Annotated in this window: 27 protein-coding genes and 1 tRNA gene; 15 read left to right on the top strand and 13 right to left on the bottom strand. The window is 63.7% G+C overall.

Annotated features, from left to right (window positions below; all coding sequences use genetic code 11):
* Positions 1-48 precede the first annotated feature (48 nt).
* The 7 genes from petA (at position 49) to AB3X95_RS30820 (ending at position 6075) form a co-directional block, all read left to right on the top strand.
* Positions 49-669 (top strand): ubiquinol-cytochrome c reductase iron-sulfur subunit, encoded by a 621-nt coding sequence (gene petA, locus AB3X95_RS30850; RefSeq protein WP_026228357.1) that lies wholly within the window; start codon positions 49-51, stop codon positions 667-669.
* On the top strand, positions 669-2048 hold the full coding sequence (locus tag AB3X95_RS30845) for a cytochrome bc complex cytochrome b subunit (protein ID WP_176124287.1): 1380 nt from the start codon (positions 669-671) through the stop codon (positions 2046-2048). Before petA ends, AB3X95_RS30845 begins: the two co-directional genes overlap by 1 nt.
* A 23-nt stretch (positions 2049-2071) precedes the next feature.
* Positions 2072-2827 (top strand): cytochrome c1, encoded by a 756-nt coding sequence (locus AB3X95_RS30840; protein ID WP_176367445.1) that lies wholly within the window; start codon positions 2072-2074, stop codon positions 2825-2827.
* A 95-nt stretch (positions 2828-2922) separates the two neighbouring features.
* The gene (locus AB3X95_RS30835; protein ID WP_006052302.1) at positions 2923-3534 is read left to right on the top strand and encodes a glutathione S-transferase N-terminal domain-containing protein; all 612 of its coding nucleotides are present in this window, start codon (positions 2923-2925) and stop codon (positions 3532-3534) included.
* 66 nt (positions 3535-3600) lie between these two features.
* A complete protein-coding gene (locus tag AB3X95_RS30830) occupies positions 3601-4098 on the top strand; it encodes a ClpXP protease specificity-enhancing factor (RefSeq protein WP_176124289.1) in 498 nt (165 codons plus the stop codon).
* Positions 4099-4117: 19 nt separating this feature from the next.
* A tRNA-Thr gene (locus tag AB3X95_RS30825) sits at positions 4118-4193 on the top strand.
* Between the two features lie 757 nt (positions 4194-4950).
* Entirely contained in the window at positions 4951-6075 is a 1125-nt protein-coding gene (locus tag AB3X95_RS30820) for a methyltransferase (protein WP_368623320.1), read from the top strand.
* 15 nt (positions 6076-6090) lie between these two features.
* Here AB3X95_RS30820 and AB3X95_RS30815 read toward each other — a convergent pair whose 3' ends face one another.
* On the bottom strand, positions 6091-7362 hold the full coding sequence (locus tag AB3X95_RS30815; protein ID WP_368623319.1) for a TIGR03862 family flavoprotein: 1272 nt from the start codon (positions 7360-7362) through the stop codon (positions 6091-6093).
* A gap of 209 nt (positions 7363-7571) precedes the next feature.
* Here AB3X95_RS30815 and AB3X95_RS30810 point away from each other — a divergent pair, with 209 nt between their 5' ends.
* Positions 7572-7781 carry a DUF1059 domain-containing protein gene (locus AB3X95_RS30810; protein ID WP_176124292.1) on the top strand — a complete coding sequence of 70 codons (210 nt, stop codon included), beginning with the start codon at positions 7572-7574 and terminating at the stop codon, positions 7779-7781.
* Between the two features lie 134 nt (positions 7782-7915).
* On the opposite strand, the gene AB3X95_RS30805 is transcribed toward AB3X95_RS30810, so the two are convergent.
* On the bottom strand, positions 7916-8236 hold the full coding sequence (locus tag AB3X95_RS30805) for a hypothetical protein (RefSeq protein WP_013090673.1): 321 nt from the start codon (positions 8234-8236) through the stop codon (positions 7916-7918).
* Between the two features lie 388 nt (positions 8237-8624).
* Between AB3X95_RS30805 and AB3X95_RS30800 the strand changes: the two genes are divergently transcribed.
* Positions 8625-9467: an SAM-dependent methyltransferase gene (locus tag AB3X95_RS30800; RefSeq protein WP_368623318.1), complete on the top strand. Its 843-nt coding sequence runs from the start codon at positions 8625-8627 to the stop codon at positions 9465-9467.
* Positions 9468-9487: 20 nt separating this feature from the next.
* Here AB3X95_RS30800 and AB3X95_RS30795 read toward each other — a convergent pair whose 3' ends face one another.
* Entirely contained in the window at positions 9488-10042 is a 555-nt protein-coding gene (locus tag AB3X95_RS30795) for a DUF1415 domain-containing protein (RefSeq protein ID WP_176124294.1), read from the bottom strand.
* Between the two features lie 58 nt (positions 10043-10100).
* Positions 10101-10748 (bottom strand): TetR/AcrR family transcriptional regulator, encoded by a 648-nt coding sequence (locus AB3X95_RS30790; protein WP_176124295.1) that lies wholly within the window; start codon positions 10746-10748, stop codon positions 10101-10103.
* Between the two features lie 153 nt (positions 10749-10901).
* Here AB3X95_RS30790 and AB3X95_RS30785 point away from each other — a divergent pair, with 153 nt between their 5' ends.
* Together AB3X95_RS30785 and AB3X95_RS30780 are read left to right on the top strand one after the other, a co-directional pair.
* Complete coding sequence (locus AB3X95_RS30785) at positions 10902-12185, top strand: MFS transporter (protein ID WP_176124296.1); 1284 nt, start codon at positions 10902-10904, stop codon at positions 12183-12185.
* Positions 12186-12376: 191 nt separating this feature from the next.
* Positions 12377-12970, top strand: a complete 594-nt coding sequence (locus AB3X95_RS30780) for a nitroreductase family protein (protein ID WP_368623317.1) — start codon at positions 12377-12379, stop codon at positions 12968-12970.
* A 42-nt stretch (positions 12971-13012) separates the two neighbouring features.
* Here the strand turns inward: AB3X95_RS30780 and AB3X95_RS30775 are convergent, their stop codons facing one another.
* Positions 13013-14536, bottom strand: a complete 1524-nt coding sequence (locus tag AB3X95_RS30775) for an MFS transporter (protein WP_176124298.1) — start codon at positions 14534-14536, stop codon at positions 13013-13015.
* A gap of 188 nt (positions 14537-14724) precedes the next feature.
* On the opposite strand from AB3X95_RS30775, the gene AB3X95_RS30770 reads away from it, so the two are divergent.
* The gene (locus tag AB3X95_RS30770) at positions 14725-15975 is read left to right on the top strand and encodes an Hsp70 family protein (RefSeq protein ID WP_368623316.1); all 1251 of its coding nucleotides are present in this window, start codon (positions 14725-14727) and stop codon (positions 15973-15975) included.
* A 135-nt stretch (positions 15976-16110) separates the two neighbouring features.
* Here AB3X95_RS30770 and AB3X95_RS30765 read toward each other — a convergent pair whose 3' ends face one another.
* Complete coding sequence (locus tag AB3X95_RS30765; RefSeq protein WP_013090665.1) at positions 16111-16314, bottom strand: cold-shock protein; 204 nt, start codon at positions 16312-16314, stop codon at positions 16111-16113.
* A 429-nt stretch (positions 16315-16743) separates the two neighbouring features.
* Here AB3X95_RS30765 and AB3X95_RS30760 point away from each other — a divergent pair, with 429 nt between their 5' ends.
* Positions 16744-18339, top strand: a complete 1596-nt coding sequence (locus AB3X95_RS30760) for an APC family permease (protein ID WP_176124300.1) — start codon at positions 16744-16746, stop codon at positions 18337-18339.
* Between the two features lie 123 nt (positions 18340-18462).
* On the opposite strand, the gene AB3X95_RS30755 is transcribed toward AB3X95_RS30760, so the two are convergent.
* The 7 genes from AB3X95_RS30755 to AB3X95_RS30725 all read right to left on the bottom strand — a co-directional run bounded on the left by AB3X95_RS30755 (position 18463) and on the right by AB3X95_RS30725 (position 24633).
* Positions 18463-19254: a class III extradiol ring-cleavage dioxygenase gene (locus AB3X95_RS30755; RefSeq protein ID WP_176124301.1), complete on the bottom strand. Its 792-nt coding sequence runs from the start codon at positions 19252-19254 to the stop codon at positions 18463-18465.
* 134 nt (positions 19255-19388) lie between these two features.
* On the bottom strand, positions 19389-19991 hold the full coding sequence (locus AB3X95_RS30750) for a UbiX family flavin prenyltransferase (protein WP_176110182.1): 603 nt from the start codon (positions 19989-19991) through the stop codon (positions 19389-19391).
* Positions 19992-20031: 40 nt separating this feature from the next.
* Positions 20032-20343, bottom strand: coding sequence for a Grx4 family monothiol glutaredoxin (grxD, locus tag AB3X95_RS30745; RefSeq protein ID WP_008918687.1), 312 nt, complete (start codon positions 20341-20343; stop codon positions 20032-20034).
* Between the two features lie 112 nt (positions 20344-20455).
* Complete coding sequence (gene prmC, locus AB3X95_RS30740; protein ID WP_368623315.1) at positions 20456-21343, bottom strand: peptide chain release factor N(5)-glutamine methyltransferase; 888 nt, start codon at positions 21341-21343, stop codon at positions 20456-20458.
* Positions 21344-21353: 10 nt separating this feature from the next.
* The gene (prfA, locus tag AB3X95_RS30735; RefSeq protein ID WP_176110186.1) at positions 21354-22436 is read right to left on the bottom strand and encodes a peptide chain release factor 1; all 1083 of its coding nucleotides are present in this window, start codon (positions 22434-22436) and stop codon (positions 21354-21356) included.
* A 120-nt stretch (positions 22437-22556) separates the two neighbouring features.
* Entirely contained in the window at positions 22557-23843 is a 1287-nt protein-coding gene (gene hemA / locus AB3X95_RS30730; RefSeq protein ID WP_176367436.1) for a glutamyl-tRNA reductase, read from the bottom strand.
* A 79-nt stretch (positions 23844-23922) separates the two neighbouring features.
* Positions 23923-24633 (bottom strand): response regulator transcription factor, encoded by a 711-nt coding sequence (locus AB3X95_RS30725; RefSeq protein ID WP_176124305.1) that lies wholly within the window; start codon positions 24631-24633, stop codon positions 23923-23925.
* 228 nt (positions 24634-24861) lie between these two features.
* Between AB3X95_RS30725 and AB3X95_RS30720 the strand changes: the two genes are divergently transcribed.
* Positions 24862-25128 (top strand): hypothetical protein, encoded by a 267-nt coding sequence (locus AB3X95_RS30720; protein WP_176367435.1) that lies wholly within the window; start codon positions 24862-24864, stop codon positions 25126-25128.
* Positions 25129-25146: 18 nt separating this feature from the next.
* Positions 25147-26961, top strand: a complete 1815-nt coding sequence (locus tag AB3X95_RS30715) for an aminopeptidase P family protein (protein WP_368623314.1) — start codon at positions 25147-25149, stop codon at positions 26959-26961.
* The last annotated feature ends 28 nt before the right edge of the window (positions 26962-26989 follow it).

The following is a 26989-nucleotide window of genomic DNA, read 5'->3' as shown; positions in this document are numbered from 1 at the left end:
GGTAGAAGCGACGTGAAGGAAAAATCCAACTCAGAAGTGGGGCGTGTGATGCGAGACAAAGAAGAGGAACGCGTCGATGGCAGCCGCCGTAACTGGCTGGTAGCGACGACCGTAGCAGGCGGCATAGGAGGTGTTGCCGTTGTCGTACCCTTTGTTAGTTCGTTTGCACCATCCGAAAAGGCCAAGGCTGCAGGTGCCCCGGTCGAAGTCGATATCAGTGGTCTGAAACCCGGCGACATGATGACGGTCGCCTGGCGTGGCAAGCCGGTGTGGATCATCAACCGCACGGACCGCATGCTCGCCGATGTTCAAAAAGCCGATAGCCAGGTAGCGGACCCCCACACGCAGAATCCCTTCTCGATGCCGCTGCCGGACTACTGCAACAACGAATTCCGTTCACGCGCCGAGAACAAGCATCTGCTGGTTGCCGTCGCCGTTTGCACGCATCTGGGCTGCACGCCGACGCCGCGCTTCCAGGAAGGCCCGCAGCCCAATCTGCCCGACGACTGGCCCGGCGGCTTCCTGTGCCCGTGCCACGGCTCGACCTACGACATGGCCGGCCGCGTCTTCAAGAACAAACCCGCCCCGCAGAACCTTGACATCCCGCGCTTCATGTTCACGTCGGCGACGGCCCTTGTGATCGGGAAGGACGAAAAAGGAGAAGCGTAATGGCGAGCGAACACGAAGTAGAGACGACCGGGCTGGCTGGTTGGATCGACCAGCGCTTCCCGATGACTGCCACGTGGAAGAAGCACGTTTCCGAGTACTACGCGCCGAAGAACTTCAACTTCTGGTACTTCTTCGGTTCGCTTGCATTGCTGGTGCTCGTCAACCAGATCGTCACCGGCATTTGGCTGACGATGAACTACAAGCCCGATGCGACGCTGGCGTTCGCGTCGGTCGAGTACATCATGCGCGAGGTGCCGTGGGGTTGGCTGATCCGCTACATGCACTCGACGGGGGCGTCGATGTTCTTCGTCGTTGTGTATCTGCACATGTTTCGCGGGCTTTTGTACGGCTCGTACCGCAAGCCGCGCGAGCTCGTATGGATTTTCGGCTGCCTGATTTTCCTGAGCCTGATGGCCGAAGCGTTCTTCGGCTATCTGCTGCCGTGGGGCCAGATGTCGTTCTGGGGCGCGCAGGTGATCGTGAACCTGTTCTCGGCGATTCCGTTCATCGGGCCGGATCTGTCGCTGTGGATTCGCGGCGACTATGTCGTTTCCGACGTCACGCTGAACCGCTTTTTCGCGTTCCACGTGATCGCGATTCCGCTGGTCCTGGTCGGCCTCGTGATCGCGCACCTCGTCGCGCTGCACGAAGTCGGCTCGAACAACCCGGACGGCATCGAAATCAAGGCGAAGAAGGGGCCGGATGGCGTGCCGCTCGACGGCATTCCGTTCCACCCGTACTACTCGGTGCACGACTTCATGGGCGTGGCGATCTTCCTGCTGATTTTCGCGGCCATCATCTTCTTCGGGCCGGAAATGGGCGGGTACTTCCTTGAAGCCAACAACTTCGTTCCGGCGAATCCGCTGCAGACGCCGCCGGAAATTGCGCCAGTTTGGTACTTTACCGCTTTTTATGCGATGCTGCGCGCCACCACCGATCCATTCAAAATCGTCCTGATGATCGTCATTGCGCTACTGGGGCTGCTCGCGCTCGTGCGCGCGCGCGGCAAGTGGAAGATCGGGTTGCCAGTGCTCGCGGTGCTGGTGATCGTCGCGATGGTGTTCACCGAATCGAAATTCTGGGGCGTCGTCGTGATGGGCAGCGCGGTTATTTCGCTGTTCTTCCTGCCGTGGCTGGACCGCTCGCCGGTCAGGTCGATTCGCTACCGGCCGTTTTTCCACAAGGTTTTCTTCGGGATCTTCGTGATCGCGTTCCTGACGCTCGGCTTCCTCGGCACGCGGCCGCCATCGCCCGCCGCAACGCTGATCGCCCAGATCTGCGCGCTGGTGTACTTCGCGTTTTTCCTCGGCATGCCCTTCTGGACGCGGCTTGGCAAGTTCAAGCAGCCGCCGGAACGGGTGCGGTTCAAGCCCCACTAATCGCGAGCCAGGAGAACACGAAGATGAAAAAACTCCTTTCGATGTGCGTGCTGGTCGGCGCGACCGTGCTTGCGATGTTGGCGGCTCCAGTCCACGCGGACGAGAATTTCCCGCTCAATCGCGCGCCGGACAACACGAACAATTTCGCTTCTTTGCAGCGCGGCGCGCAATTGTTTGTAAACTACTGCCTGAATTGCCACAGCGCGAACCTGATGCGCTACAACCGTCTGACCGATCTCGGCATCACGCCGAACGAAGTCCAGGCGAATCTGCTATTCACCACCGACAAGGTCGGCAACACGATGACCGTGGCGATGCGCCCGGACGACGCGAAATCGTGGTTCGGGGCGACGCCGCCGGATTTGTCGGTGGAGGCGCGGGCGCGCGGCACGGACTGGCTGTACACCTATCTGCGTAGTTTTTACCGCGACGATACGCGGCCGACTGGCTGGAACAATCTGGTGTACGAAAACGTGAGCATGCCTCACGTGCTGTGGCAGCTTCAGGGGCAGCGGGCGGCGAAATTCGGTGATGAAACCGACGAAAAAACCGGCGAAAAGGTACACAAATTCCTCGGTTTCCAGCAACTCACTCCGGGGACGATGTCGCCGGTAGATTATGATTCTGCTGTGGCCGACCTCGTGTCGTACCTGTCATGGATGTCCGAACCGACGCAGCAAACCCGCAAGCAACTTGGCGTGTGGGTGGTGTTGTTCCTCGGTATCCTGAGCTTTTTCGCTTGGCGACTGAACGCCGCGTACTGGAAACATATCAAATAATCACGCCGCTACACGGCGTGGGGCCGGCGCCAGGAAAGACCTGCTGAACGGTTTTTCCGTGCGCTGGCCCTTCAGCTTTTTGAGGAAACGTAAACATGATGGTTCTGTATTCCGGCACTACTTGCCCGTTCTCCCAGCGTTGCCGGCTGGTGTTGTTCGAAAAGGGCATGGACTTCGAGATCCGCGACGTCGACCTGTTCAACAAGCCGGAAGACATCGCCGTGATGAATCCGTATGGTCAGGTGCCGATTCTCGTCGAACGGGACCTGATTCTGTACGAATCGAACATCATCAACGAGTACATCGACGAGCGCTTCCCGCACCCGCAGCTGATGCCGGCCGATCCGGTGCAACGCGCGCGGGCACGCCTGTTCCTGCTCAACTTCGAGAAAGAGCTGTTTGTCCACGTCGGCACACTCGAAAACGAGAAGGGCAAGGCAGCGGAGAAGAATCACGAGAAGGCGCGCCTCGCGATCCGCGATCGCCTGACGCAGCTCGCGCCGATCTTCCTGAAGAACAAGTACATGCTCGGCGAAGAGTTCTCGATGCTCGACGTCGCGATCGCACCGCTCTTGTGGCGCCTCGACCACTACGGTATCGAGCTGTCGAAGAACGCCGCGCCGCTGATGAAGTACGCCGAGCGCATTTTCAGCCGCCCGGCTTATATCGAAGCGCTGACGCCGTCGGAAAAGGTGATGCGTCGTTGAGTTTGGCTTTGGTGTGCGGGCGCCGCATTGCTTCGATGCGCGCCCGCGCCCGCAAGAGGACTGTTGATGCAAGAGATTTCCACGAAGCCTTATCTGCTGCGCGCGCTCTACGAGTGGTGCACGGATAACGGCTACACACCGCACATCGCGGTCCGCGTCGACAATCAGACGCGCGTGCCGCGTCAGTTCGTGCGAGACAACGAGATCGTGTTGAACATCAGCTTCGAGGCGACCAGCCAGTTGCAGATGGGCAACGACTGGATCGAGTTCAACGCGCGCTTTTCCGGCAAGTCGCACAAGATCGAAGTGCCGGTCGCCAATATTCTGGCGATCTACGCGCGCGAGAACGGCCAAGGTATGGCGTTCCCGGTCGAATCGGCGGGCGGCGAGGCTCAGGATTCGGGCGCGGATGCCGCGGACGAAGCGGACACGCCGGCGGCGCCGCGCGCCGTCGAAACCGCGCCGGCCGACCCGGCTGCGGCCAGCGACGCCGACGACAAACCGCAACCCGACGACGATGGCTCGAAAGGTGGCGGAAGGGCTCGCCTTAAGATCGTGAAATGAAGTAGAATCACGGCCTCATGCCGGCTTAGCTCATCAGGTAGAGCGCTTGACTTGTAATCATGAGGTGGCGGGTTCGAGTCCTGCAGCCGGCACCAGATTGTTTTATCAGCAGTAACTGGAAATGCTTGAAAACCCCGTCGAAGCACACGCTTCGGCGGGGTTTTTCTTTTTTCGGCAGTCGAGTCGCCGAGCTAGACCGATTTGACCTCGCCGCCGTCCATCCGCAGCGTCGAGCCTGTCCAGCGTGCTGCGTGCTGCCGGCGATATGACGAAAGCCACGTTGGATGCGGTGTGAGGTGAGCCGCTGGGTAGCTCAGAAATCACGATATCTCTTTCACCTTGTCCACAGTAGACTTTTTAATCTGTAATCGGCGGGCCTAAATGCAGTGCGGGCCAAGGTGCGCCGTTCGATGGCTCAAACATCACGCAATCTCCTTCACCTTGTCGATCGTGGACTCTTTAGTATTTAGTCGCTGAACTTCGGCTGCACCGCCGTTTGAGGTGAGTCACTGAATGGCTCAAAAAATCACAATATCTCTTTCACCTTGTCGATTGTAGACTTTTTGGTCTGCAATCGACCCGCTAAAGTGCGCCCATGCCTTGGGGTGCGCCGCCTGACGGCTCAAAAATCACGCTAACTCTTTCACCTTGTCGATCATGGACTTTATTGTCTACATTTGGCGCGTCTAAACTTACCTGATCATCGTCACCGATCCATGCGGCGCCGCGAAGCCGCACGGCGGCGGTACTGTACTATTCGGGCGTCGCCCGGGATGGCGGGCAGCCGCCAGACGTTCCGGTCCGCTGCCGCGGTCCACGTCGCCGGCGACGTCAGATCGACTCAATTGCACCATGACCAACCCCGCAACTCTCACCTGGCCCGAAGCCGACGGCCCGCGCACCGCACGCTGGCGCTCCGAAGCGGCCGTGCCGCCGCCGAAGCGCGTCGTCGTCGCCGACGACCGCTCCACCGCCGATTCGGCCTACCGCCTCGCCTGCGAAGGCACCGCGCTGTTGTGGCACGGCGACTTCCAGAACGCGCGCCAACTGTTGCAGGCGGTCACGCGCCGACTCGAACGCAAGGCGCGCAAGCAGGGAGCGACACCGCTCGACGCGTTCAACCTGCATCGGCAGGCGCAGTCGCAGCGCGCCCGCACGCTCGGCATGATTCTGATTCCGCTCGATGCCGACTACGGCATTTCCCTGCGCCGCGCGCCCGACGTGCGGCAGGCCTGCACCGAAGCGTACGGACCGGCGACCGGCGAGGCGTCGGTGGTGTCGTTGCGCGAGTTGCTCGGTTTGATCGGCGCGCACGAATGGCGCAAGAAGGGTGTCGAGATCGCGGCGCTCGGCGAGCGCATTCATCCGCACTACGGCGTGTTCTCACCGGTGCGTGGCGAGTACGTCGATCTGGTCGCGCGCGCCGCGCTGCCGTCGCTGGATCTCGCGTTCGATATCGGCACCGGCACCGGCGTGCTGGCCGCGCTGCTGGCCAAACGCGGCGTGCGCAAGATCGTCGCAACGGATCAGGATGAGCGCGCGCTGGTGTGTGCGCGTGAAAATCTCGCACGCCTGGGCTACGCCGGGCAGGTCGAGATCGTGCAGGCCGATCTGTTTCCGGACGGTCGGGCGCCGCTCGTCGTCTGCAATCCGCCGTGGGTGCCGGCGCGGCCCGCGTCGCCGCTCGAATACGCGGTCTATGATCCTGACAGCCGCATGCTGCTCGGCTTCCTGAACGGCCTCGCCGATCATCTGACGCCGGGCGGCGAAGGCTGGCTGATCATTTCGGATTTCGCCGAGCATCTCGGGTTGCGCACGCGCGCATGGCTGCTGGCGGCGATCGAGCACGCGGGGCTCAGTGTGGTGGGACGCGAGGATATTCGTCCACGGCATCCGAAGGCCAGTGATCAGAACGATCCGCTGTATGTTGCGCGAGCGGCCGAGATCACGTCGTTGTGGCGGCTCAAGGTGCGGTGACGGCGAGTGCGTGCGTCACGCCGATGCGCGGCGCGCTTCGAGATACGCGCATGCGCCCCGGCCGGCCACGAGCCCGCTGGCAAAACAGGCCGTCAGCAGATAACCGCCGGTCGGTGCTTCCCAGTCGAGCATTTCGCCCGCACAGAATGCGCCGGGCATCCGGTCGATCATCAAATGTGCGTCCAGCGCCTCGAACGGGATGCCGCCCGCCGTGCTGATCGCTTCGTCGATCGGTCGCGCGCGCAGCAGTCGCAACGGCAGCGCCTTGATCGCGTGGGCGAGACCGCGCGCATCGGCGAATGCTTCTTTCGACAGAATCTCGTGCAACAGCGCCAGCTTGACCCCGCCGATGCCAATCCGCCCATGCAGATGACTCGCAATCGAGCGTGAGCCGCGCGGCCGCGTCACTTCCTCGATGACCCGCTCGAGCGGCAAGCCTGGCGCGAGATCCAGCGCGATGGTGAGCTCGCCGTCGGCCAGAATCCGCTCGCGGATCGGCGCCGACAGCGCGTAAATCAGACTCCCTTCGAGGCCTGTTTCGGTCAGAAGTATTTCACCTTGTCGATTGTGGACTTTTCCGTCTACATCGGTGAAGGAAATCGCGATCGTCTTGATCGGCTGACCAGCGAAACGCTCGCGCAGATACGGGCTCCAGTCCGCGTCGAAGCCGCAATTCGCAGGGCGCAACGGCATCACCGGGACGTCGCGCGACATCATCAGCGGCACCCACGCGGCGTCGGAGCCGAGCCGCGGCCAACTGCCGCCGCCGAGCGCGAACACGACCGCGTCGTAGCTCGCCGTCTGCTCACCATCGGGCGTGGCGAAGCGCAGCGCGTGCGCAGCGTTGTCTTCGGACACTGAGACCCAGCCGTTCCATTTGTGACGCATGTGGAACCGCACGCCCGCTTCGCGCAGTCGATGCAGCCACGCGCGCAGCATCGGCGCGGCCTTCATGTCGGACGGAAACACGCGCCCCGAACTGCCGACGAACGTCTCGACACCCAATTCGCGCAACCAGGCGCGCAGCGCGTCGGGACCGAACGCGTCGAGCAGCGGCGCGATGCGCTCGCGGCGCGTGCCGTAGCGGTCGAGAAACGGCTCGAGCGCTTCCGAATGCGTGATGTTCATGCCGCCTTTGCCCGCCATCAGGAATTTGCGGCCGACCGACGGCATCGCGTCATGTACGTGGACTTGCACGCCGCGCCGGGCAAGCGTCTCGGCGGCCATCAGGCCGGCGGGGCCGCCGCCGATTACGGCGACGCGGGCGGAATCGAGCGAGGAGGGCATGCGGTTCGGCGGATCTGCGGGGGAACAAGGGCGCTTCGCCGCCAGCAACCGAACGGACGGGCGGCGCGAAGGGCGTTATTGTCACACCGCGCGCGGCGCGCGGCAAACGCCGTCGACGCGGTCGAACTGCTTTCACCGCTTGGCTCGCGCTGCGCGCGACCTATACTTTTCACACATCTTCCTCGATCGTCTGGTTCAAGGAGATTGTCATGACCCGCAAATACATCGACTGCCGCGAATTTCCGAGCGAAATGAACTGCACCGTCGCGATGTCCGCCGACAGCGACAGCGAACTGCTCGAAGCCGCGGTCCAGCATGCCGTCAGCGTTCACAAGCACGCGGATTCGCCGGAGCTGCGCGCGCAGCTGAAGACGCTATTTCATGAGGGAACGCCGCCCGCCGAGGCGCCGCGCGCTTGAGATACCCGCCAAGGGGAGTGTGGAAGCCCGCGTCGCGAGCGGCATCTAGCCGCCCGCGCGCGGTCGTGTTGCAGCAGTCTTTTGGTCACACGCGAAACGCGATACCAAGCCATCCTAACCAACATGCCGACGCGCTAACCCGGATACGCCTCATCGACCTTCAGCCCGGCGAGCTTGAAGATCACCCGCAACGTCTGCGGCTTGATGTCGCGTCGCGACGCGAGCGTCGTCATCACGAAGTCGAGCACTTTGGCGTACTTGAGCATCGTGAGGCAAGTTTCGAGGTCGACGTTGCCGTCTCGCATGACCTCGGCGAGCCGCAGCATTTCCGTGGAGATATCGCGAGCCATCTCCAGTTCGAGTTGCTGTTTCTCCGACCATGCCGGCGCGGTGGTGAGCTTCGCAAGCATTTCCTGAAACTTCTGTTCGACATTTCCGTTGGGTACCGTATCCATTGCCGCCTCTTCGGTGATCTTCCGAGCGCGCGACCGGTAGCAAAGCCGGCCGCTGCTGGTTACGTAACGTTCGGCCCGCGTTGCGGGACCGCTCTCCCCACATGCATCCGGTTCGCGTGTCCGGTCGCACGACCGGACAGCCTCCTGTTTTCGGCGACACGGCTTGCACCCGCGGGCTCCGCCGGCGCGCAAGCTGTTTTCAGCCATTCTCGAGACACTTCCGCGCAGCGCCTGTCGAGCAGGAAGTGTTCCCAGCAGAGCACCTATGTCGCGTGGTCCGCGCGGCGTGCTCGCTGGGAATGCCGCAGTTTGGGTAAACTGGCAGTAACTTTTCTCTTTTTCCGTCATCTGTCGCACGTTCGCGCTGCAATTGATGGCGACCCACACGATGTCCGGCAAAACCCACGAAATCCGTCCCAACCAGTCCGTCGAACTGCTCAAAGAACTTCACATCCTCACGCGCGACGGCAAGATGAATCAGGACAGTCGTCGCAAGCTAAAGCAGGTCTACCACCTGTTCCAGTTCATCGAGCCGCTGCTCAAGGACCTGAAGGACCAGCAGGGTTCGCTGACGCTCGTCGATCACGGCGCGGGCAAGTCATACCTCGGTTTTATCCTGTACGACCTGTTTTTCAAGGAGTTTCAGGACGCCGCTGGTGGGGCTTCGCACATTTATGGCATCGAAACGCGCGAGGAACTGGTGACGAAGTCCGAAGAACTGGCGGCGCGGCTCGGCTTCAAGGGGATGTCGTTTTTGAATTTGTCGGTGGCGGAGTCGATCACCTCGACGCGGCTGCCCGCCGAAATCGACATCGTGACCGCGCTGCACGCGTGCAATACCGCGACCGACGACGCAATCCGTTTCGCGCTCCAAAAGCACGCGAAGTACATCGTCGTCGTGCCGTGCTGCCAGGCCGAGGTGGCCGGCGTGCTGCGGCAGAACAAAGGCAAGGCTCTGAAGAACGCGCTCACGGAAATCTGGCGGCATCCGCTGCACACGCGCGAATTCGGCAGTCAGATTACGAACGTGCTGCGCTGCCTGCAGCTCGAAGCGCATGGCTATCAGGTCAGTGTGACCGAGCTGGTCGGCTGGGAACACTCGATGAAAAACGAGCTGATCATCGCGCAGTACAAGGATTTGCCGCGGCGCCGGCCGGCTGAGCGGCTCGGCGAAGTGCTGGACACGCTCGGACTCGATGCGCTTAAGGAGCGTTTTTTCGTGCCGGCCTGAGGCGCAGCCTGGCGCTTCACCTAGCGTTTCATCAACGCATCCCAGCCTTTGAGGCCAATGCGCCGCAGCGTTTCCTGATTGCGCTCGTAAATCTCTTCCGCGTCGGGAAAGGCCTGCACGGCTCGCTCGATGCTGTCTTCACGCAGCAGATGCAGGATCGGATACGGCGCCCGGTTCGTGTAGTTTTCGATGTCGTCGGGCTCGCTGCCTTCGAACTGGTAGTGCGGATGAAAGCTCGCGATCTGAATCACGCCTTCGAGCCGCAGTTGCTGGATCAGGCGGTCGGCGAAGAACAGGCAGTCGTTGAAGTCGAGAAAGTCGCCGAACGCACGCGGCAGGATCAGCAGCGTCGTGTCGATAGCGACGGGGTCGGCGGCGACGAGCGTCTGCAGTTCGGCTTCCAGGTCGGTGAGTACCGCTTCGAGCGTGTCCGCTTCGCTGACCGCATAGCGAATCTGCTCCTTCACATGCACAGCCTTTGCGAACGGACACAGGTTCAAGCCGATCACGACCTCGGTCAGCCAGTGACGGGTCGTGGCGATAACGGCATCGTGGGATTCGGCGGGCAACGGCATGGCGGAAGGATGAGACGGGGAAACGCGCAATTCTAAAGGACCCAGTCGACGGACTGACTCAGCGAGCCTGCTTCTTCGCGCAAGCGGCCGCAATCAACTGCGCGGCGACTCGCGGCGCGGCGAGGATCGGCCCGCAGCCCGGCCCGTAAGTCTGGCTCGCCGCGTACACGCCCTCGATCAGCAGGCCGAGCCCATCGGCGAGCGCTTGCGGATCGTCGGCGCCGGCCGCCGTCGACAGTTCGACGAGGCGCGCCATCAAGCGCTGCTTATTGCGGAACACGAATTGCCGCGCCGGATGCGCGGTATCCGAAAACTCCACCGACACGTTTACGAACGGGCAGCCGCGGTAATGGTCGACCGAGGCGCGCACCGCGAGGTCGTCGAAGTACTGCTGAAGCTGCTTCGCCGGCTCGCCCGGATGCTTGGCGAAACTCTTCTCGACGTAGCCGAAGAACTGCTCGTCCTTCTGTTCCAGATACGCCATCACCAGCTCGTCCTTCGACGAAAACTGCCGGTACAGGCTCATTTTGTTCACACCCGCGCGCTCGACCACCGCATCGACGCCGACGGTGCGCACGCCCTCGCGATAGAACAACTCGCTAGCCGCGCGCAGCAGATGCTGCTGCGCCTGCGGCCCCGCGGTCTGTGCGCCGCGCGCACGCCGCGAGCGAGTAGCGGCGGGCTTGAGAGTTTCGCTGTCGGACATGGCAAGTCACCCGAATGAAATTGACGCCTTGACATGTTACCGACCAGTAACTAACATCGCAACACCATTGTGACTGATCTGTCACAAATCATTTACCGAAGCCGTAACAATACGAACGATGCCGCCACCCCGGCCGCGTCGATTGGAGAACCGATGAACTGGGCTGCGCGACTGATAGGCGGACGTTTCCACTATGGCTGGTTGACCGTCGCCGTGGTGTTTCTGGTGTTGCTCGCGGCGGCGGGTACGCGCGCGACGCCGAGCGTGATGATGGTGCCGCTCGAGCACCAGTTCGGCTGGAGCCGCGCGACGATTTCGCTCGCGATCTCCGTGAACATCGCGCTGTACGGGCTGATGGGGCCGTTCGCGGCCGCCGCGATGCAGCGCTTCGGTGTACGTCCGACGCTGCTTGCGGCGCTCGGTACGATGGCCGCGGGCGTCGCGCTGTCGTCGCTGATGGCGCATCCGTGGCAGATGGTGCTGATCTGGGGTGTGATGGTCGGCGGATCGACCGGGGTCGCGGCGCTGTCGCTGTCGGCGACCGTCGTGACGCGCTGGTTCACTACGCGCCGCGGTCTCGTGATGGGTATCCTGACCGCCAGTTCGGCGACCGGCCAACTGGTGTTCCTGCCGCTGCTCGCGGCCGTCGCCGAGCATTACGGCTGGCGCCAAGTCGTGTGGGTGGTCGCGCTCGCGGCGGGCATCGTGATTCCGCTCGTCGCGTTCCTGCTGCCCGAGCATCCGGCCGACATGCAACTGCGCCCATACGGCGAACCACACGACGCGCCGATTACCACGAGCATCACCAGGCAGAACCCGCTCGCGATCGCGTTCGGCACGCTCGCGTCGGCGAGCAAAACGCGCGATTTCTGGCTGCTGTTCTTCAGCTTCTTCATTTGCGGCGCGAGCACCAATGGCTATGTCGGCACCCATCTGATCGCGATGTGCGGCGACTATGGCATGACCGAAGTGCAGGGCGCGTCGTTGCTCGCGGCGATGGGCGTGTTCGACCTGTTCGGCACCACGCTGTCGGGCTGGCTGTCGGATCGCTTCAATAGCCGCGTGCTGCTGTTCTGGTACTACGGGCTGCGCGGCCTGTCGCTGATGTATCTGCCGCACGCGTTCGGCATCGACTTTTTCGGGTTGCCGCTGTTCGCGGTGTTCTACGGTCTCGACTGGATCGCCACGGTGCCGCCGACCGTGCGTCTCGCCACCGACGTCTACGGCAAGGAATCGGCGCCGATCGTGTTCGGCTGGGTGGTCGCCGGCCACCAGCTCGGCGCGGCGTTCGCGGCGCTCGGCGCGGGCATGCTGCGCGCGAGCCTGGGCACTTATACGGTCGCCTCGATGATTTCCGGCGGCTTGTGCCTGATCGCCGCCGTGATCGTGCTGCGCATCAACCGCCCGGCCAAAGTGCCGGCGCCGCAGGCAATCTGAATCGCCTTCGCGGACCGCGCAGATTCGCCGTCAGTAATGCAACGGCGCACGGCCCCATCACGGGCCGTGCGCGCTTTTCAGCCAGCGCGCATAGCGCCGTGCTGCAAGTTGGAACGCGCATCGAAAGCCCGTTATGCTATGTGGCCTCGGGCAACCGCCCGACGATCATGAATTTCTACCGAGAGAAACGCATGGCCAAGAAACCCGCCCCAACCGAAGTTGCCATTCACGAGCTGATTGCAGGCCGCTGGAGCCCGCGCGCGTATTCGAGCGAGCCGGTGAGCCGCGATCAATTGCGCGCCGTGCTCGAAGCGGCGCGCTGGGCGCCGTCCTCGTATAACGCGCAGCCCTGGCGTTTTGTCGTATTCGATCGCAGCGTCGATGAAGTCGCGTTCCAGAAGGCTTTCGCCACGCTGGTGCCGTTTAACCAAGGCTGGAATGCGCCCGCGCCGGTGCTGATCGCGGTGACCGCGCACACCTTGTCCAACAAGGGCGACGTCAATCGCTGCGCGCTCTATGACGCGGGCGCGGCGGCGATGGCGCTGGTGCTGCAGGCGCACGCGCTCGGCCTTGCCGCGCACCAGATGAGCGGCTTCGACGTGAACGCGTTCCGCACCACCTTCGAATTGCCGCAAGACGTCGAGCCGATCGCGATGATCTCGCTTGGCCATTACGGCGACGTCGACAAACTGGACCCGGTCCTGCGCGAACGCGAGAAGGCGCCGCGTCAGCGCGCGGCGCTCGCGGAAATCGCGTACGGCGGCGGCTGGAAGAAGGCGTTCTGAGCAACGGAGTCGCGGCGCTTGCCGCGTGACTTCGCCAGGCAGTCAGGTACGCGCGGCACGGTCCGCGCGTTTTTCATCGGCGCGCTGCACGCCGTACTCTTCATCCGTCACGCTCGACAGCGGCGCCGCGACATGCTCGAGCGACTTGCGCTCAGCGTCGACACCCCAGATCGCCGCGACGAGCGCCGCCGCGAGCATCAACCCCGAGCCCACCAGATAGCCCGAAAACACTTCGCTGCGCTGATGCGTGTCGATCAGCCGACCGAAAAACGCCGGCCCGATGATGCCGCCGAGCGCGGTGCCGAACGCATAGAAAACGGCAATCGCGAGCGCGCGGATTTCGAGCGGAAACGATTCGCTGACGGTCAGATACGCGGAACTCGCGGCCGCCGACGCGAAGAAGAAAATCACCATCCAGGCGACCGTCTGCGTGACGACGGTCAGCAGTTGCTGCTCGAACAGATAACCCGACAGCGTCAGCAGGATCGCCGACATCGCGTACGTCGCGGCGATCATCTTGCGTCGGCCGATCACGTCGAATAGCCGCCCGAGCACGAGCGGCCCCAGGAAATTGCCGAGCGCGAAAGGCAGCAGATACCAGCCGATGTCGCCGCCCGGCACGTGATAAAAGTCGGTGAGGACCAGCGCGTAGGTGAAAAAGATCGCGTTGTAAAAGAATGCCTGCGCGGTCATCAACGTGAGACCGACCAGCGAGCGGCGCCGGTGCAAGTTGAACAGCGTATGGAACACCTCGCGCAACGGCGTGTGGTCGCGAGCGCGCAGGCGCAGCCGCGTGAGGGCGTCGTCGGCGAGCGTGTGGCCGTCGTCGCGAAAACGCGTTTCGATGCCCTCGACGATCGTCCGTGCATCGCGCTCGTCACCGTGCGTGAGCAGCCAGCGCGGGCTTTCAGGTATCCAGATGCGCATCGGCAGAATCCCGAGCGCGAGCACCGCGCCGATGAAAAAGCACGCGCGCCAGCCCCAGTCGGAAGGCAGCAGATGCGGGTCGAGCAGCACCAGCGAGCCCGCGGCGCCGAGCCCCGCGCCAACCCAGAAAGTGCCGTTGATACCGAGGTCGGTCCAGCCGCGCACGCGTGCCGGCGTGAATTCCTGGATCGTCGAGTTGATTGCCGTGTATTCGCCGCCGATACCCGCACCGGTCAGGAAACGGAACAGCATGAAGCTCATCAGATTCCACGACAGCGCGGTCGCCGCGGTCGCGGCCAGATAAAGCGTCAGCGTGATGAAAAAGAGCTTGCGGCGGCCGAGTCGGTCGGTCAGCCAGCCGAAACCGAGCGCGCCGAGCACCGCGCCTGCAATGTACGCGCTGCCGGCGAGGCCGACGTCGGCATTCGAAAAGCTGAGCGCCGGGCTGGTTTTCAGCGCGCTCGCGACCGCGCCGGCAAGCGTCACTTCGAGCCCGTCGAGCAACCACGTCACGCCGAGCGCGACTACGATCAGCGTGTGAAAGCGGCCCCACGGCAGGCGGTCTAGCCGCGACGGCAGGTCGGTTTCGATCAGCATGGCGTGGTGGTCATCGACGGCGGCGGTGGGCGGCACGCTCATGACGCGAAGTCTCCTCGATGGCGAAATGGGGCGGCGTATCCGGTCGGACGCAGCAAGATCCGTTCCGCGCCACGATTTCACGCGATCTTGCCGCGGTCCCGTCAGCTTCAGTTGATGCTGCCGGAGTTTTCGTGATACAAAGCCGCTCCCCTTTCTGTGCGCGCCAGCCGTGAGCGGCCATTCCTGCCATGAACTATTGCGCGATTGACTTCGGTACTTCCAATTCGGCCGTTGCGATTCCGAGCGGCCCGCAGCTAAAGCTGGCGCCGGTCGAAGGCGCGTACACGACGCTGCCCACCGCGGTCTTCTTCAATACCGACGAAAACACCACCGAATTCGGGCGCGCGGCGCTTGCCGCCTACATCGACGGTTTCGACGGCCGGCTGATGCGCTCGATGAAAAGCATTCTCGGCTCGCCACTCGCCGAAAATACGACCGATCTCGGCGATGGCAGTGCGATCAAGTACACCGACGTGATCGCGACGTTCCTGACCCATCTGAAGCGCGCGGCCGAAGCGAGCGCCGGCGGCGCGATCGACCGCGCGGTGCTGGGCCGCCCGGTGTTCTTCGTCGACGACGATCCGCGCGCCGACCAGATGGCGCAGCAACAGCTCGAAGCCGCTGCGCGCACGGTCGGCTTGCGCGACATCCACTTTCAGTATGAACCGATCGCGGCTGCGTTCGATTATGAATCGCACCTGAGCGCCGAAGGACTCGTGCTTGTGGCGGACATCGGCGGCGGTACGTCGGACTTTTCGCTCGTGCGAGTGGGGCCGGAGCGGATGAAGCGCGTCGAGCGCAAGGACGACGTGCTCGCGCATCACGGTGTGCACGTCGCGGGTACGGACTTCGACCGCCGGGTCGAACTCGTGACGATCCTGCGCGAACTCGGTTACCAATCGCTCGATCCGCAAGGGCGCGAAATCCCGAACCGGATCTATTTCGATCTCGCGACCTGGCATCTGATCAATACCGTCTACACGCCGAAGCGCGTCAGCGACCTCGCGCTGATGCGGCACCTTTTCACCGAGACGAAGCACCACGACCGGCTGATGCGCGTGGTCGAGCAGCGTTTTGGGCACGCGCTCGCGGCGCACGCGGAGGAGGCGAAGATCGGCGTTGCAGCGGGCGGCGAGACCGTGATCGATCTCGAGCAAGTGGAAGAGGATCTGCGCCTCGCCTTCGACGAAGCGCAACTCGTCAAAGCCGGCGAGGATGAAACGCGACGCATCGTGCAGGCTGCGCGCGATACGGTGCAGGCGGCGGGTGTCGCACCGCGCGAGCTCAACGCGATTTATTTCACCGGCGGCTCGACCGGCCTCGCGTTTCTGTCGGGCGCGCTGGCGGCGGCGTTTCCGGACGCGAAAGCGGTGTTCGGCGACCGTCTCGCGAGCGTGGCGACCGGCCTCGGAATTCATGCCCGACGCGTGTTCGGATAATCGCGAATAATCGGAAAAATAATCCGCCGCGAATTGCGAATGCGGCAAATTTAATCCATTAATTTCGATTCGCCGCCGATAAATAAAAAACCCCGCCAAGGCGGGGTTTTTTGCGTCCAGAAGGAAGCTAGAAGCTTACACCGGCTTGATGTTAGCTGCTTGCTTGCCCTTCGGGCCCGTCTTCACTTCAAACGTGACCTTCTGGTTTTCTTGCAGCGTCTTGAAGCCGTCGACGCGAATTTCCGAGAAATGCGCGAACAGATCTTCACCGCCGCCGTCCGGAGTGATGAAGCCAAAGCCCTTAGCGTCGTTGAACCACTTGACGGTACCGGTTTCCATATTACTTTTTCCTAAAAATGGTGAATAAGGCCGAAGCCCGGGGTGCATGAAAATCAAGGAAGGGGGTAATGGGACCAACCGGAGTACCGTTGATGGGCGAACTACGAAAGAACCACTTCACTCGCCACTTGAAATCCTGCTGGAACGTTATACGGCGAATTCGGGCGAAGGTCAACAGTCTGCACGAAACTTTGGTGGATTATTACAAAGAGGTCTTACAAAGCTTGCGTATCGGGCTGGTTTTTTGCTAGGGAGAACCCTTAGTCGGCCGGCGGTTTCACTGCAGCAACCCGGTGCAACCGTTAAACTACGCGCCGCGCGTCGGTTGCACCTGTTCCGCATCTGGACGCGCTTGCATGCGCGTCACCCGTTGCCACCGCCACAAGCGATGTGACGCGGTGCCGACATGGTTCTGATTTAGGAGAAGACGTGAAAAGTTCTATACAACGGAACATCGGGCCATTCGCGCTGATGCTGACCGGTCTCGGCTCGATCATCGGGTCCGGCTGGCTGTTCGGCGCGTGGAAGGCTGCAAAGATTGCCGGTCCCGCTGCAATTTGCGCATGGATCATCGGCGCGGTCGTGATTCTCGCGATTGCACTGACCTACGCGGAACTCGGCGCGATGTTTCCGGAATCCGGCGGGATGGTGCGCTATGCGCGCTACTCGCACGGCGCGCTGGTCGGTTTCATCAGCGCGTGGGCCAACTGGATCGCGATCGTGTCGGTGATCCCGATCGAAGCCGAAGCATCGATCCAATACATGAGTACGTGGCCCTATCCTTGGGCGCATGCGCTCTTCGTCGACGGATCATTGACCACCAACGGTCTGTTGTTGTCCGCCGGCCTCGTGATCATCTACTTCCTGCTCAACTACTGGGGCGTCAAGCTGTTCGCGCGCGCCAATTCGGCGATCACCATCTTCAAGTTCCTGATTCCGGGCGCGACGATCGTCGGTCTGATGATGACCGGCGTCCACACCGAGAACTTCGGCCAGACGGGCACGTTCGCGCCGTACGGCTGGTCGGCGGTGCTGACTGCGGTCGCGACGAGCGGGATCGTGTTCGCGTTCAACGGTTTCCAGAGCCCGGTCAACCTGGCCGGTGAAGCGCGCAATCCGGCCAGGAGCGTGCCGTTCGCGGTGATCGGCTCGATCCTGCTCGCGCTCGTGATCTACGTGCTGCTGCAGATCGCGTACATCGGCGCCGTTAATCCGGCCGACGTGGTGAAGGGCTGGAGCCACTTCAACTTCGCTTCGCCGTTCGCGGAACTGGCGATTGCGCTGAACCTGAACTGGCTTGCGTTCCTGCTGTACGTCGACGCGTTCGTGAGCCCGAGCGGCACCGGTACGACCTATATGGCGACCACGACGCGGATGATCTACGCGATGGAGCGCAACAACACGATGCCGAAAATTTTCGGCCAGGTGCATCCGTTCTACGGCGTGCCGCGTCAGGCGATGTGGTTCAACCTGTTCGTGTCGTTCATCTTCCTGTTCTTCTTCCGCGGCTGGAGTTCGCTCGCGGCGGTGATCTCGGTCGCGACGGTGATCTCGTACCTGACCGGCCCGATCAGCCTGATGGCGCTGCGTCGCGCGGCAACCGATCTCGAGCGTCCGCTGCACATCGCCGGCATGAAGGTGATTGCGCCGTTCGCGTTCGTCTGCGCGTCGCTGATCCTGTACTGGGCGAAGTGGCCGCTGACCGGCGAAATCATTCTGCTGATGGTCGTCGCGCTGCCGGTGTACTTTTATTTCCAGGCCCAGCAGGGCTTCGAGGGCTGGGGGCGTGACCTGAAGGCAGCCTGGTGGCTGGTCGCGTATCTTCCGATCATGGCGATCCTGTCGCTTATCGGCAGCAAGGAGTTCGGCGGCTTCGGCATCCTGCCGTACGGCTGGGACATGCTCGTCGTGATCGCCTTCTCGTTGGTGTTCTACTTCTGGGGCGTGAACAGCGGCTACCGTTCGGAGTATCTGGACGAGCGGCTCGTGCACGACGAAGTGCTCGAAGGTATCGGCGCGCACTGAGCGTTCGCCGCAACCGAAGGGGCCGCTCGAAGCGGATCCTTCGCGGTAGATAAAAAGCCCGCCTGATCGATGATCAGGCGGGCTTTTTCGTTGGTCGTTGCGGCTGGCGGGTTCCGCGGCGGATCAGGCGGTGGCGGTGCCGAACACGTAGTTGGTCATTGCGAGCGAACGCTGGTAGGTGCCGAGCGACTGGATCGCAAGCGAATAGTCGTCGTCGGCGGCGCCGAGGGCGGCGAACACCGGCAACAGATGCTCGTCGGTCGGATGCATCAGCACCGCGTGCGGCGCCTGGCGGCGATAGTCGAGCAGCGCGTCGATATCGCGCGCGACGAGCTTGTCTTCAAACCAGTCGGTGAACTCGCTCACGCGCGGATCGGCGTCTTCCGGGCGAGCGGAGAAATCGGCGGCGCGCAGGTTATGGGTGATCTGACCGGAGCCGACCACCATCACGCCTTCGTCTTTCAGCGCGCGCAGCGCCCGGCCGACGCGGAAATGATGCGCGGCGTCCTTGTGCGGCTGGATCGACAGTTGCGCGACCGGCACGTCCGCTTGCGGGAACATCAGCAGCATCGGCACCCATGCGCCGTGGTCGAGCCCGTGCGGCTGCACGTCCGCGACGATGCCGCTCGCGCCGAGCAGCGCGGCGGCGCTGCGCGCGACATCGGGTGCGCCCGGTGCCGGGTATTGGATTTCGTAGAGCTGACGCGGAAAGCCATAAAAATCGTGGATGGTTTCAGGCGCCGTCGCGATGCTGGCGAGTGGCTGGGCGGTGCCCCAGTGCGCCGACAACATCAGAATCGCCTCGGGACGCGGCAATTGCGTGCCGAGCGCGCCGAACTCGGCGGACGGCATCGAAGGATCGATCGGCAACGTGGGCGAGCCGTGGGACAGGAAAAGCGAAGGTAAGCGGTTCATGACAGCAACGCGGCCGTGACAGCACGGCACTGAGAAATTGGGTTGCTACCAATATAGGTCCGCACGGCAGCTTGATAAATGGGCTTGCGGGGAATTGATTGTGTCGCGATTGTTGTTAATTCGCGTTGCCGCTGCTAATCCTGCGCGTCCCGCAGTCCTTGCCATGCCGGCGACAACGCCGGTCCCAGCGCAAACAGATCGAGCACGCGTGCGACCGTATGGTCGACCATCTCGTCGATCGAAGCAGGCTGGTTATAGAACGCGGGCAGAGGTGGGAAGATCACGCCGCCCATCTCGGTGACGGCAGTCATATTGCGCAGATGCGCGAGGTTCAACGGCGTTTCGCGCACCAGCAGCACGAGGCGGCGACGCTCCTTCAGTGTCACATCGGCGGCGCGGGTGATCAGGTTGTCGGCGAAACCGTGCGCGATACTCGCGAGCGTTTTCATCGAGCAGGGCGCGACGATCATGCCGTCAGTCGCGAACGAGCCGGACGCGATGCTCGCGCCGACGTCGCGCACCGAATGGACGACATCCGCGAGCGGATGCACGTCTTCTTTGCCCAACTGGAGTTCATGCTGGATGTTGAGCCAACCCGCGCTCGAAATCAGCAGGTGGCTCTCGACGCCGCCGAGCCGCCGCAGCGTCTCGAGCAGCCGGATGCCGTAGATGGCGCCGGTGGCGCCGGTGATCGCGACGATCAGCCGGCGGGGGGCCGCGGTGCGTGCTTGCTGCATGGCTTGGGGCGCCTGATAAAGCGAACGGAGCGCAGAGCGCTCAGGCCGCGGCGAACAGCTGCTGCAGTTCGCCCGATTCGTACATCTCCATCATGATGTCCGAGCCGCCGATGAATTCGCCCTTCACGTACAACTGCGGAATGGTCGGCCAGTTCGAGAACACCTTGATGCCCTGACGGATTTCGTCGTCTTCGAGCACGTTGACGGTCTTGATTTCACCGACGCCGCACGCTTTCAGGATCTGGATGGCGCGGCCGGAAAAACCGCACATCGGGAACTGGGCCGTGCCCTTCATGAAGAGAACGACGTTGTTGCCGTCGACGATTTGCTTGATGCGTTGTTGCGTATCCATGACTGACCTTGCGGTTCCGATAAAGGATGGGAATAGGCTGAAATGATAGCGGATTTCGCTACGGGCGGCCGCAGCCGCGTCGCGCCTGGGGTTTTAGCCTCGGCGACCGCCCTCAGGCCGCCGCGGCGCGCAACACGCCCCCGCTGATGCGCTCGATACCGGCGAGATCGCGCTCCGAGCGGACCTCGGCAAAACCGCCCGCGCTCAGCAACGCGCGCACGGCTTCCGCCTGGTCGTAGCCATGTTCGATCCAAAGCGCGCCATCGGCGGCGAGACGCTCGGGGGCACCGGCGACGATCGCGCGGATCGCGCTGAGGCCGTCGGCCTCGTCGGTGAGCGCGCCGCGCGGCTCGAAGCGCAAATCGCCTTCGGCTAGATGCGGGTCGCCGCTCGCGATATACGGTGGGTTGCTGACGATCGCGTCGAAGCGCAGCGCGGCGTCGAGCGAGGCGTACCAGTCGCTGTGCAGGAACGTCACGGCGCCGCCGGGGCGCTTCGCATCGAGCAGGCGCGCGCCGTTGCGCGCGGCGACGGCGAGCGCGTCGGCCGAGCGGTCGAGTGCCCAGACCTGGGCGTCGGGCCGCATCGACGCAATCGCCACCGCGATTGCGCCGGTTCCAGTGCCGAGGTCGAGCACGCGGGGACGCGGCCGAGCTTCGATCGCCGCTAGCGTGGTCTCCACCAGCAGCTCGGTTTCGGGACGCGGAATCAGCACGTGCGGCGTGACTTCGAATTCGAGCCCGAAGAACTCGCGCGCGCCGACGAGTTGCGCGACCGGCTCGCCGGCCATGCGCCGCGCCTCCAGCGCGCGATAACGCTCGACGCTCGCCCGCTCGAGCGGCTCCGCGCCGCGCGTGATCAGCTGCGTGCGCCGCCAGCCGAGCACATGGGTGAGCAGAATCCGCGCTTCGAGCGGCGGCAATGGCGATGCGCGCAATAGCACGTCGGCCGTCGCGGGCGGAGCGGCGGGGTCTAGCGGGATTGGGGAAGCGTCGGTCATTGGCGGGGCGTCAGTCCGCGTCGCCGAGCGAGGCCAGCAGCTCGGCCTGATGCTCGCTGACGAGCGCCGCGATCAGTTCTTCGAGATCGCCGTCCATGATCGCGTCGAGGCGATACAGCGTCAGGTTGATGCGGTGATCGGTGAGGCGCCCCTGCGGGAAGTTGTAGGTGCGGATGCGCTCCGAGCGGTCGCCCGAGCCGATCAGGTTCTTGCGCGTCGCCGCTTCCTTCGTCTGCTGCTCGTGCGTTTGCTTATCCTTGATGCGCGCTGCGAGCACCTTCAGCGCGCGGTCCTTGTTCTTGTGCTGCGAACGGTCGTCCTGACATTCGACGACGATGCCGGTCGGCAAGTGCGTGACGCGCACTGCCGAGTCGGTCTTGTTGATGTGCTGGCCGCCCGCGCCCGACGCGCGGAACGTGTCGATACGCAGATCGGCCGGATTGATCTCGACCTCGCCGATCTCGTCCGCTTCCGGCATCACCGCGACCGTGCAGGCCGAAGTATGGATGCGGCCTTGCGTTTCGGTGGCCGGCACGCGCTGCACGCGATGCCCGCCGGACTCGAATTTCAGCTTCGAATACGCGGCATCGCCGGCAATTCGCACGATGACTTCGCGATAGCCGCCGAGATCCGATTCGCTCGCCGACATCATCTCGACCTGCCAACGATTGCGCTCGGCATAGCGCAGATACATGCGCAGCAGATCGCCAGCGAACAGCGCGGATTCGTCGCCGCCGGTGCCGGCTCGGATTTCGAGGAAGATGTTGCGCTCGTCGTTCGGGTCCTTCGGCAGCAGCATTTTCTGCAGTTCGACGCCGAGCGTTTCCATACGATCGCGCGCCGCGCGGATTTCCTCTTCGGCGAAATCGCGCATCGACACGTCGGCGAGCAATTCCTGCGCGGTGGCTGCGTCGTTCTGCGCCTGGCGCCACAGCCCGTAATGCTCGACGACCGGGCCGAGCTCCGCGTGTTCGCGCGTGAGCTTGCGGTATTGGTCGAGGTTGGCGGTGATGTCCTCGCGGCTCAACAGGTCGTTCAGTTCGGCCAGCCGGGTGGTCAGCTGGTCGAGCTTGCGTTGCATGCTCGTTTTCATCGGGCGGGTAGCGGAGCGGACTCCGGAAAGGATGCGGCCAGGGGAACGGGCGAATGCCCGGGGCGGAAGCACTTCGCGAGCCACAGCGGTGGCGCGCGGGGTGCGGCGAGCACTGCGGCGCTAACGCTCGGAAGAGCCGGGGTGTTTGTAGAAGCCGCTCATCAGCTCGATCAGCTTGTCACGGTTGTCGCTGCTCGCGCGGTTCAACGCGTGAGTAGGACCATGGATCAGCTTGTTGGTGAGCGATTGCGACAGTGCTTCGAGCACTGCAGCCGGGTCGTCGCCGCGCGCGAGCATTTTCTGTGCGCGTTCGACTTCCGCGCGGCGCAGCGTGTCGGCCTGCGTGTGCATGTGGCGGATCACGGGCACGATGCTGCGCGCGTCGAGCCACTGCATGAAGTTCTGCACGCGCGTTTCGATGATCGCTTCGGCCTGCGCGACCGCAGCCTGGCGCGACGCATTGCCTTCGCGGACGATCGCGCCGAGGTCGTCGACGGTGTACAGGAACACGTCTTCGAGCTGGCCGGCTTCGGGTTCGATGTCGCGCGGCACCGCGAGGTCGACCATGAAAATCGGCCGGTGACGGCGCGCCTTGACCGCGCGCTCGACCGCGCCGAGACCGATGATCGGCAGCGTGGACGCCGTGCACGACACGATGATGTCGAACTCGTGCATCCGGGAGGGCAACTCGGAGAGCGGAATTGCGCGGCCGTTGAAGCGCTCGGCGAGCCGCATGCCGCGCTCGGCGGTGCGGTTCGCGACGACGAGTTCACGCGGATGTTGCGCGGCGAAATGCGTCGCGCAGAGCTCGATCATTTCGCCCGCACCGATGAACAGCACGCGCTGGTTCGCGATCTTGTCGAAAATGCGTTGGGCGAGGCGTACTGCGGCGGCGGCCATCGATACCGACTGCGCGCCGATTTCAGTGGTGCTGCGCACTTCCTTTGCGACGGCGAAGGTGCGCTGGAACAACTGATTCAGGTAGGTGCCGAGTGCGCCGGCTTCGGACGCGGTGCGGACCGCGTCCTTCATTTGCCCGACGATCTGCGTCTCGCCGAGGACCATCGAATCGAGCCCCGACGCAACGCGGAACGCATGCCGCACGGCTTCGGACTGCGGCAGCGCGTAGACGTGCGGCGCGAGTTCATCGATGGGGAGATTGTGGTACTTCGACAGCCACTGGACCGAGGCTTCGCGTGCTGCGAGGTCGTCGGTCGCGCAGTAGAGTTCAGTGCGGTTGCAGGTGGAAAGAATTGCCGCTTCCGGCGCATTGGGGGCCATGCGGCCCAGCCAGATGCCTTTGAACGTATCCAGAGCGGGCTTGATCTGTTCGAGCGGAAACGCCACGCGTTCGCGCAAGGCGACAGGCGCAGTGTGATGGTTGATTCCGATCGTTAGAAGCTGCATTTGGGGGAGCTATCGTTCAGCCTTATATTATAGCGTTTTCACGATTCTCACATCCCGCACGCCGAATACCCAGCATGCGTCAGCTCTCGCCTGTCTGAGTCTCTGGCGGAATCGCGTCGAGCTGGTAACCGTAACCATAGACCGGCGTCAGCGCGTAGCCAAGTTCCGGACGCAGTTGCAGCTTGCCGCGCACGCGCGACGCGTGAGTGTCGATGGTGCGCGACTTTACGTCGCGCCGGCGCGACCACACGGTTTCGAGAATATGCGCGCGCGACACCGGTCGCGCCAGATTGTTGAACAGCAGCAGCGCGAGGCGGAATTCCTTTGGCGTCAGGATGACGGTCATCTCACGGAAGGTCACGGCGCAATTCGCCGCGTCGAAGGTATAGCCGCCGATCACGTCGCGCCGACGTTTGGGTGGCCGCCGGAGGCCCGCGCGGCGTTGCAGCGCCTCGACTCGCGCAAGCATTTCGGGGCCGCGCACCGGTTTGCTGAGGCAGTCGTCGGCGCCCGCGTGCAGCGCGGCGACGATCTGGCATTCGCTCGGTGCCGCAATCAGCATCATGATGGGCAGACCTGGCAGAATTGAGCGCGCGCGCGGGATCACGTCTTCGGCGCAATGGTCGCCGGCCCAGCTTTCGGTGATCAGCAGATCGAAAAATTCATCGGTGGCGTGCTGCAGGAAGGTGGCGCTGGTGGTGAAGTGAAGGCATACATGGCCGCCGGCGAAAATCAGCCGGTCGACCAGCTTGGCGTGTTGCAGGTCGGGTTCGATAAGTGCGATACGCATGGCGCGGCGTCAGCCTGGCAACGAGCGGAGCGTGAGATTTTTCGTCAGGCTTATAACTTGCCTAAGTACACTCCGACCCCTAAACTCAACCGCTATGCGGAAAGCGCCGTGCTGAACTTCTATAGTTAAAGAGGCCAAAATGCTAGCCTTGGCGGCTCCGTCGTCCTATGAGACGAATCCGAAATTGAACTTGCCCTGTTCCGGCACCCAATCCGGAGCCCACGCCTGATGGGGTGGCCAGGCATTCTCGTTCTCGGCGTCGTGATCGGCCTCGCGGGCTGGTGGTTGCACCCGCTGCGCAGGGTGAGCCGCGCGCGCTGGTGGGCCGCACTGTTGGCCGGCGTGCTCGGCGCGAGCGTCGCGCGCATGGCCGGCAACGTGACGGGTCTTTTCCATGACGGCGACATGCTCGAATGGCCGGTATGCACCGCCGTCGCGCTGATCGCCGTCGCCGTGACGGTCGGTCTTTTTTCGCGCCGGTCAATCCGTCGATGAATCCTTGCAGGTAACTCCATGAACGCCCGACTCCCCGAAACCTCCTCCATTCCCGAGCGCCTCGCGAGCCTGCGCGCCGCGATGGCGCGCGAAGGCATCGCCGCTTACCTCGTGCCGTCGGCCGATCCGCATCTGTCCGAGTATCTGCCAGGGCGCTGGCAAGGCCGCCAGTGGCTGTCGGGCTTCACCGGCTCGGCCGGCACGCTGATCGTCACCGCCGATTTCGCCGGCGTCTGGACCGACAGTCGCTACTGGGAGCAGGCAACCGCGCAGCTCGCCGGCACCGGTGTCGAACTGATGAAGATGACCGGCGGCCAGCTCACGACGCCGCATTTCGAATGGCTCGCGCAGAACGTCGTGAGCGGCGGCACGGTCGGGGTGGATGGCGCGGTGCTCGGCGTCGCGGCCGCGCGTGCGTTGAGCACGGCGCTGAACGCGCGCGGCGTGCAACTGCGCCCCGACATCGACCTGTTCGAGGCGATCTGGGCGCAGCGCCCGGCGCTGCCCGCCGACGCAGTCTTCGAGCACGCTGCGCCGCAAGCGGGCGTCGCGCGCGCGGACAAGCTCGCGCAGGTGCGTCGCGCGATGGCCGACAAAGGCGCGCAGTGGCACTTCATCTCGACGCTCGACGACCTCGCCTGGCTGCTGAACCTGCGCGGCGCCGACGTCAGTTACAACCCGGTGTTCGTCGCGCACGCGCTGATCGGCGTGGATCGCGTGTCCCTCTTTATCGCCGACGGCAAAGTGTCGCCGGCGCTCGCCGACGTGCTCGCGCGCGACGGCATCAGCGTCGAGCCATACGCGAAAGCCGCCGACGCGCTCGCCGCGCTGCCAGCCGGCAGCACGCTGCTGATCGACCCGCGCCGCATCACGTACGGCTCGCTGCAGGCGGTGCCGTCGTCGGTCAAGGTGGTCGAGGCGGTCAATCCGTCCACGTTCCTCAAGTCGTGCAAAACCGCCGCCGATGCCGCGCACGTGCGGGACACGATGGAGCAGGACGGCGCGGCCCTCGCGGAATTCTTCGCCTGGTTCGAAAGCGCGCTGGGCCGCGAGCGCATCACCGAACTGACGATCGACGAGCGTCTGACTGCCGCTCGCGCGCGCCGTCCCGGCTTCGTGTCGCTGAGCTTCGCGACGATCGCGGGCTTCAACGCGAACGGCGCGATGCCGCACTATCGCGCGACCGAGGAGTCGCATGCGGTGATCGAAGGCAACGGCCTGCTGCTGATCGATTCGGGCGGCCAGTACCTGAGCGGCACGACTGACATCACGCGCGTCGTCCCGATCGGCACGCCGAGCAACGAACAGCGCCGCGATTTCACGGTCGTGCTGAAGGGCATGATCGCGCTGTCACGCGCGCAATTCCCACGCGGTATCCGCTCACCGATGCTCGACGCGATCGCGCGCGCGCCGATCTGGCAGGCCGGCGCGGACTATGGCCATGGCACCGGTCACGGGGTTGGCTACTTCCTGAATGTGCACGAAGGCCCGCAGGTGATTTCGCACTACGCGCCGGCCGAACCGTGGACCGCGATGGAAGAGGGCATGATCACGTCGAACGAGCCGGGTCTGTATCGGCCGGGGAAGTGGGGCGTGCGCATCGAAAACCTCGTGCTGAACGTGGCCGCGGAAAAAACCGAATTCGGCGACTTCCTGAAGTTCGAGACCCTGACGCTGTGCCCGATCGACACGCGCTGCATCGAGCTGGCGCTGCTGCGCGACGACGAGCGCGCGTGGCTCAACGCGTATCACGAGACGGTGCGCGCGCGCCTCACGCCGCATGTATCGGGCGACGCCAAGGCGTGGCTCGAACTGCGCACGCAACCGATCTGAGCGTAGCGGCGACCTTGCAAACGGAGCG

Origin of the sequence: Paraburkholderia sp. BR13444, from assembly GCF_040948755.1 — a bacterium.
GTDB classification, from domain to species: Bacteria; Pseudomonadota; Gammaproteobacteria; order Burkholderiales; family Burkholderiaceae; genus Paraburkholderia; species Paraburkholderia youngii.
Note: the sequence above shows the minus strand (reverse complement) of the source record. Positions and strands in the feature narration are given on the sequence as shown.

What these genes read in the sequence shown, in the direction of transcription:
- petA (WP_026228357.1), top strand. Translation starts at nt 49, where the DNA reads ATGCGAGACAAAGAAGAGGAACGCGTCGATGGCAGCCGCCGTAACTGG.
- AB3X95_RS30845 (WP_176124287.1), top strand. Translation starts at nt 669, where the DNA reads ATGGCGAGCGAACACGAAGTAGAGACGACCGGGCTGGCTGGTTGGATC.
- AB3X95_RS30840 (WP_176367445.1), top strand. Translation starts at nt 2,072, where the DNA reads ATGAAAAAACTCCTTTCGATGTGCGTGCTGGTCGGCGCGACCGTGCTT.
- AB3X95_RS30835 (WP_006052302.1), top strand. Translation starts at nt 2,923, where the DNA reads ATGATGGTTCTGTATTCCGGCACTACTTGCCCGTTCTCCCAGCGTTGC.
- AB3X95_RS30830 (WP_176124289.1), top strand. Translation starts at nt 3,601, where the DNA reads ATGCAAGAGATTTCCACGAAGCCTTATCTGCTGCGCGCGCTCTACGAG.
- AB3X95_RS30820 (WP_368623320.1), top strand. Translation starts at nt 4,951, where the DNA reads ATGACCAACCCCGCAACTCTCACCTGGCCCGAAGCCGACGGCCCGCGC.
- AB3X95_RS30815 (WP_368623319.1), bottom strand. Translation starts at nt 7,362, where the DNA reads ATGCCCTCCTCGCTCGATTCCGCCCGCGTCGCCGTAATCGGCGGCGGC.
- AB3X95_RS30810 (WP_176124292.1), top strand. Translation starts at nt 7,572, where the DNA reads ATGACCCGCAAATACATCGACTGCCGCGAATTTCCGAGCGAAATGAAC.
- AB3X95_RS30805 (WP_013090673.1), bottom strand. Translation starts at nt 8,236, where the DNA reads ATGGATACGGTACCCAACGGAAATGTCGAACAGAAGTTTCAGGAAATG.
- AB3X95_RS30800 (WP_368623318.1), top strand. Translation starts at nt 8,625, where the DNA reads ATGTCCGGCAAAACCCACGAAATCCGTCCCAACCAGTCCGTCGAACTG.
- AB3X95_RS30795 (WP_176124294.1), bottom strand. Translation starts at nt 10,042, where the DNA reads ATGCCGTTGCCCGCCGAATCCCACGATGCCGTTATCGCCACGACCCGT.
- AB3X95_RS30790 (WP_176124295.1), bottom strand. Translation starts at nt 10,748, where the DNA reads ATGTCCGACAGCGAAACTCTCAAGCCCGCCGCTACTCGCTCGCGGCGT.
- AB3X95_RS30785 (WP_176124296.1), top strand. Translation starts at nt 10,902, where the DNA reads ATGAACTGGGCTGCGCGACTGATAGGCGGACGTTTCCACTATGGCTGG.
- AB3X95_RS30780 (WP_368623317.1), top strand. Translation starts at nt 12,377, where the DNA reads ATGGCCAAGAAACCCGCCCCAACCGAAGTTGCCATTCACGAGCTGATT.
- AB3X95_RS30775 (WP_176124298.1), bottom strand. Translation starts at nt 14,536, where the DNA reads ATGAGCGTGCCGCCCACCGCCGCCGTCGATGACCACCACGCCATGCTG.
- AB3X95_RS30770 (WP_368623316.1), top strand. Translation starts at nt 14,725, where the DNA reads ATGAACTATTGCGCGATTGACTTCGGTACTTCCAATTCGGCCGTTGCG.
- AB3X95_RS30765 (WP_013090665.1), bottom strand. Translation starts at nt 16,314, where the DNA reads ATGGAAACCGGTACCGTCAAGTGGTTCAACGACGCTAAGGGCTTTGGC.
- AB3X95_RS30755 (WP_176124301.1), bottom strand. Translation starts at nt 19,254, where the DNA reads ATGAACCGCTTACCTTCGCTTTTCCTGTCCCACGGCTCGCCCACGTTG.
- AB3X95_RS30750 (WP_176110182.1), bottom strand. Translation starts at nt 19,991, where the DNA reads ATGCAGCAAGCACGCACCGCGGCCCCCCGCCGGCTGATCGTCGCGATC.
- grxD (WP_008918687.1), bottom strand. Translation starts at nt 20,343, where the DNA reads ATGGATACGCAACAACGCATCAAGCAAATCGTCGACGGCAACAACGTC.
- prmC (WP_368623315.1), bottom strand. Translation starts at nt 21,343, where the DNA reads ATGACCGACGCTTCCCCAATCCCGCTAGACCCCGCCGCTCCGCCCGCG.
- prfA (WP_176110186.1), bottom strand. Translation starts at nt 22,436, where the DNA reads ATGAAAACGAGCATGCAACGCAAGCTCGACCAGCTGACCACCCGGCTG.
- hemA (WP_176367436.1), bottom strand. Translation starts at nt 23,843, where the DNA reads ATGCAGCTTCTAACGATCGGAATCAACCATCACACTGCGCCTGTCGCC.
- AB3X95_RS30725 (WP_176124305.1), bottom strand. Translation starts at nt 24,633, where the DNA reads ATGCGTATCGCACTTATCGAACCCGACCTGCAACACGCCAAGCTGGTC.
- AB3X95_RS30720 (WP_176367435.1), top strand. Translation starts at nt 24,862, where the DNA reads ATGGGGTGGCCAGGCATTCTCGTTCTCGGCGTCGTGATCGGCCTCGCG.
- AB3X95_RS30715 (WP_368623314.1), top strand. Translation starts at nt 25,147, where the DNA reads ATGAACGCCCGACTCCCCGAAACCTCCTCCATTCCCGAGCGCCTCGCG.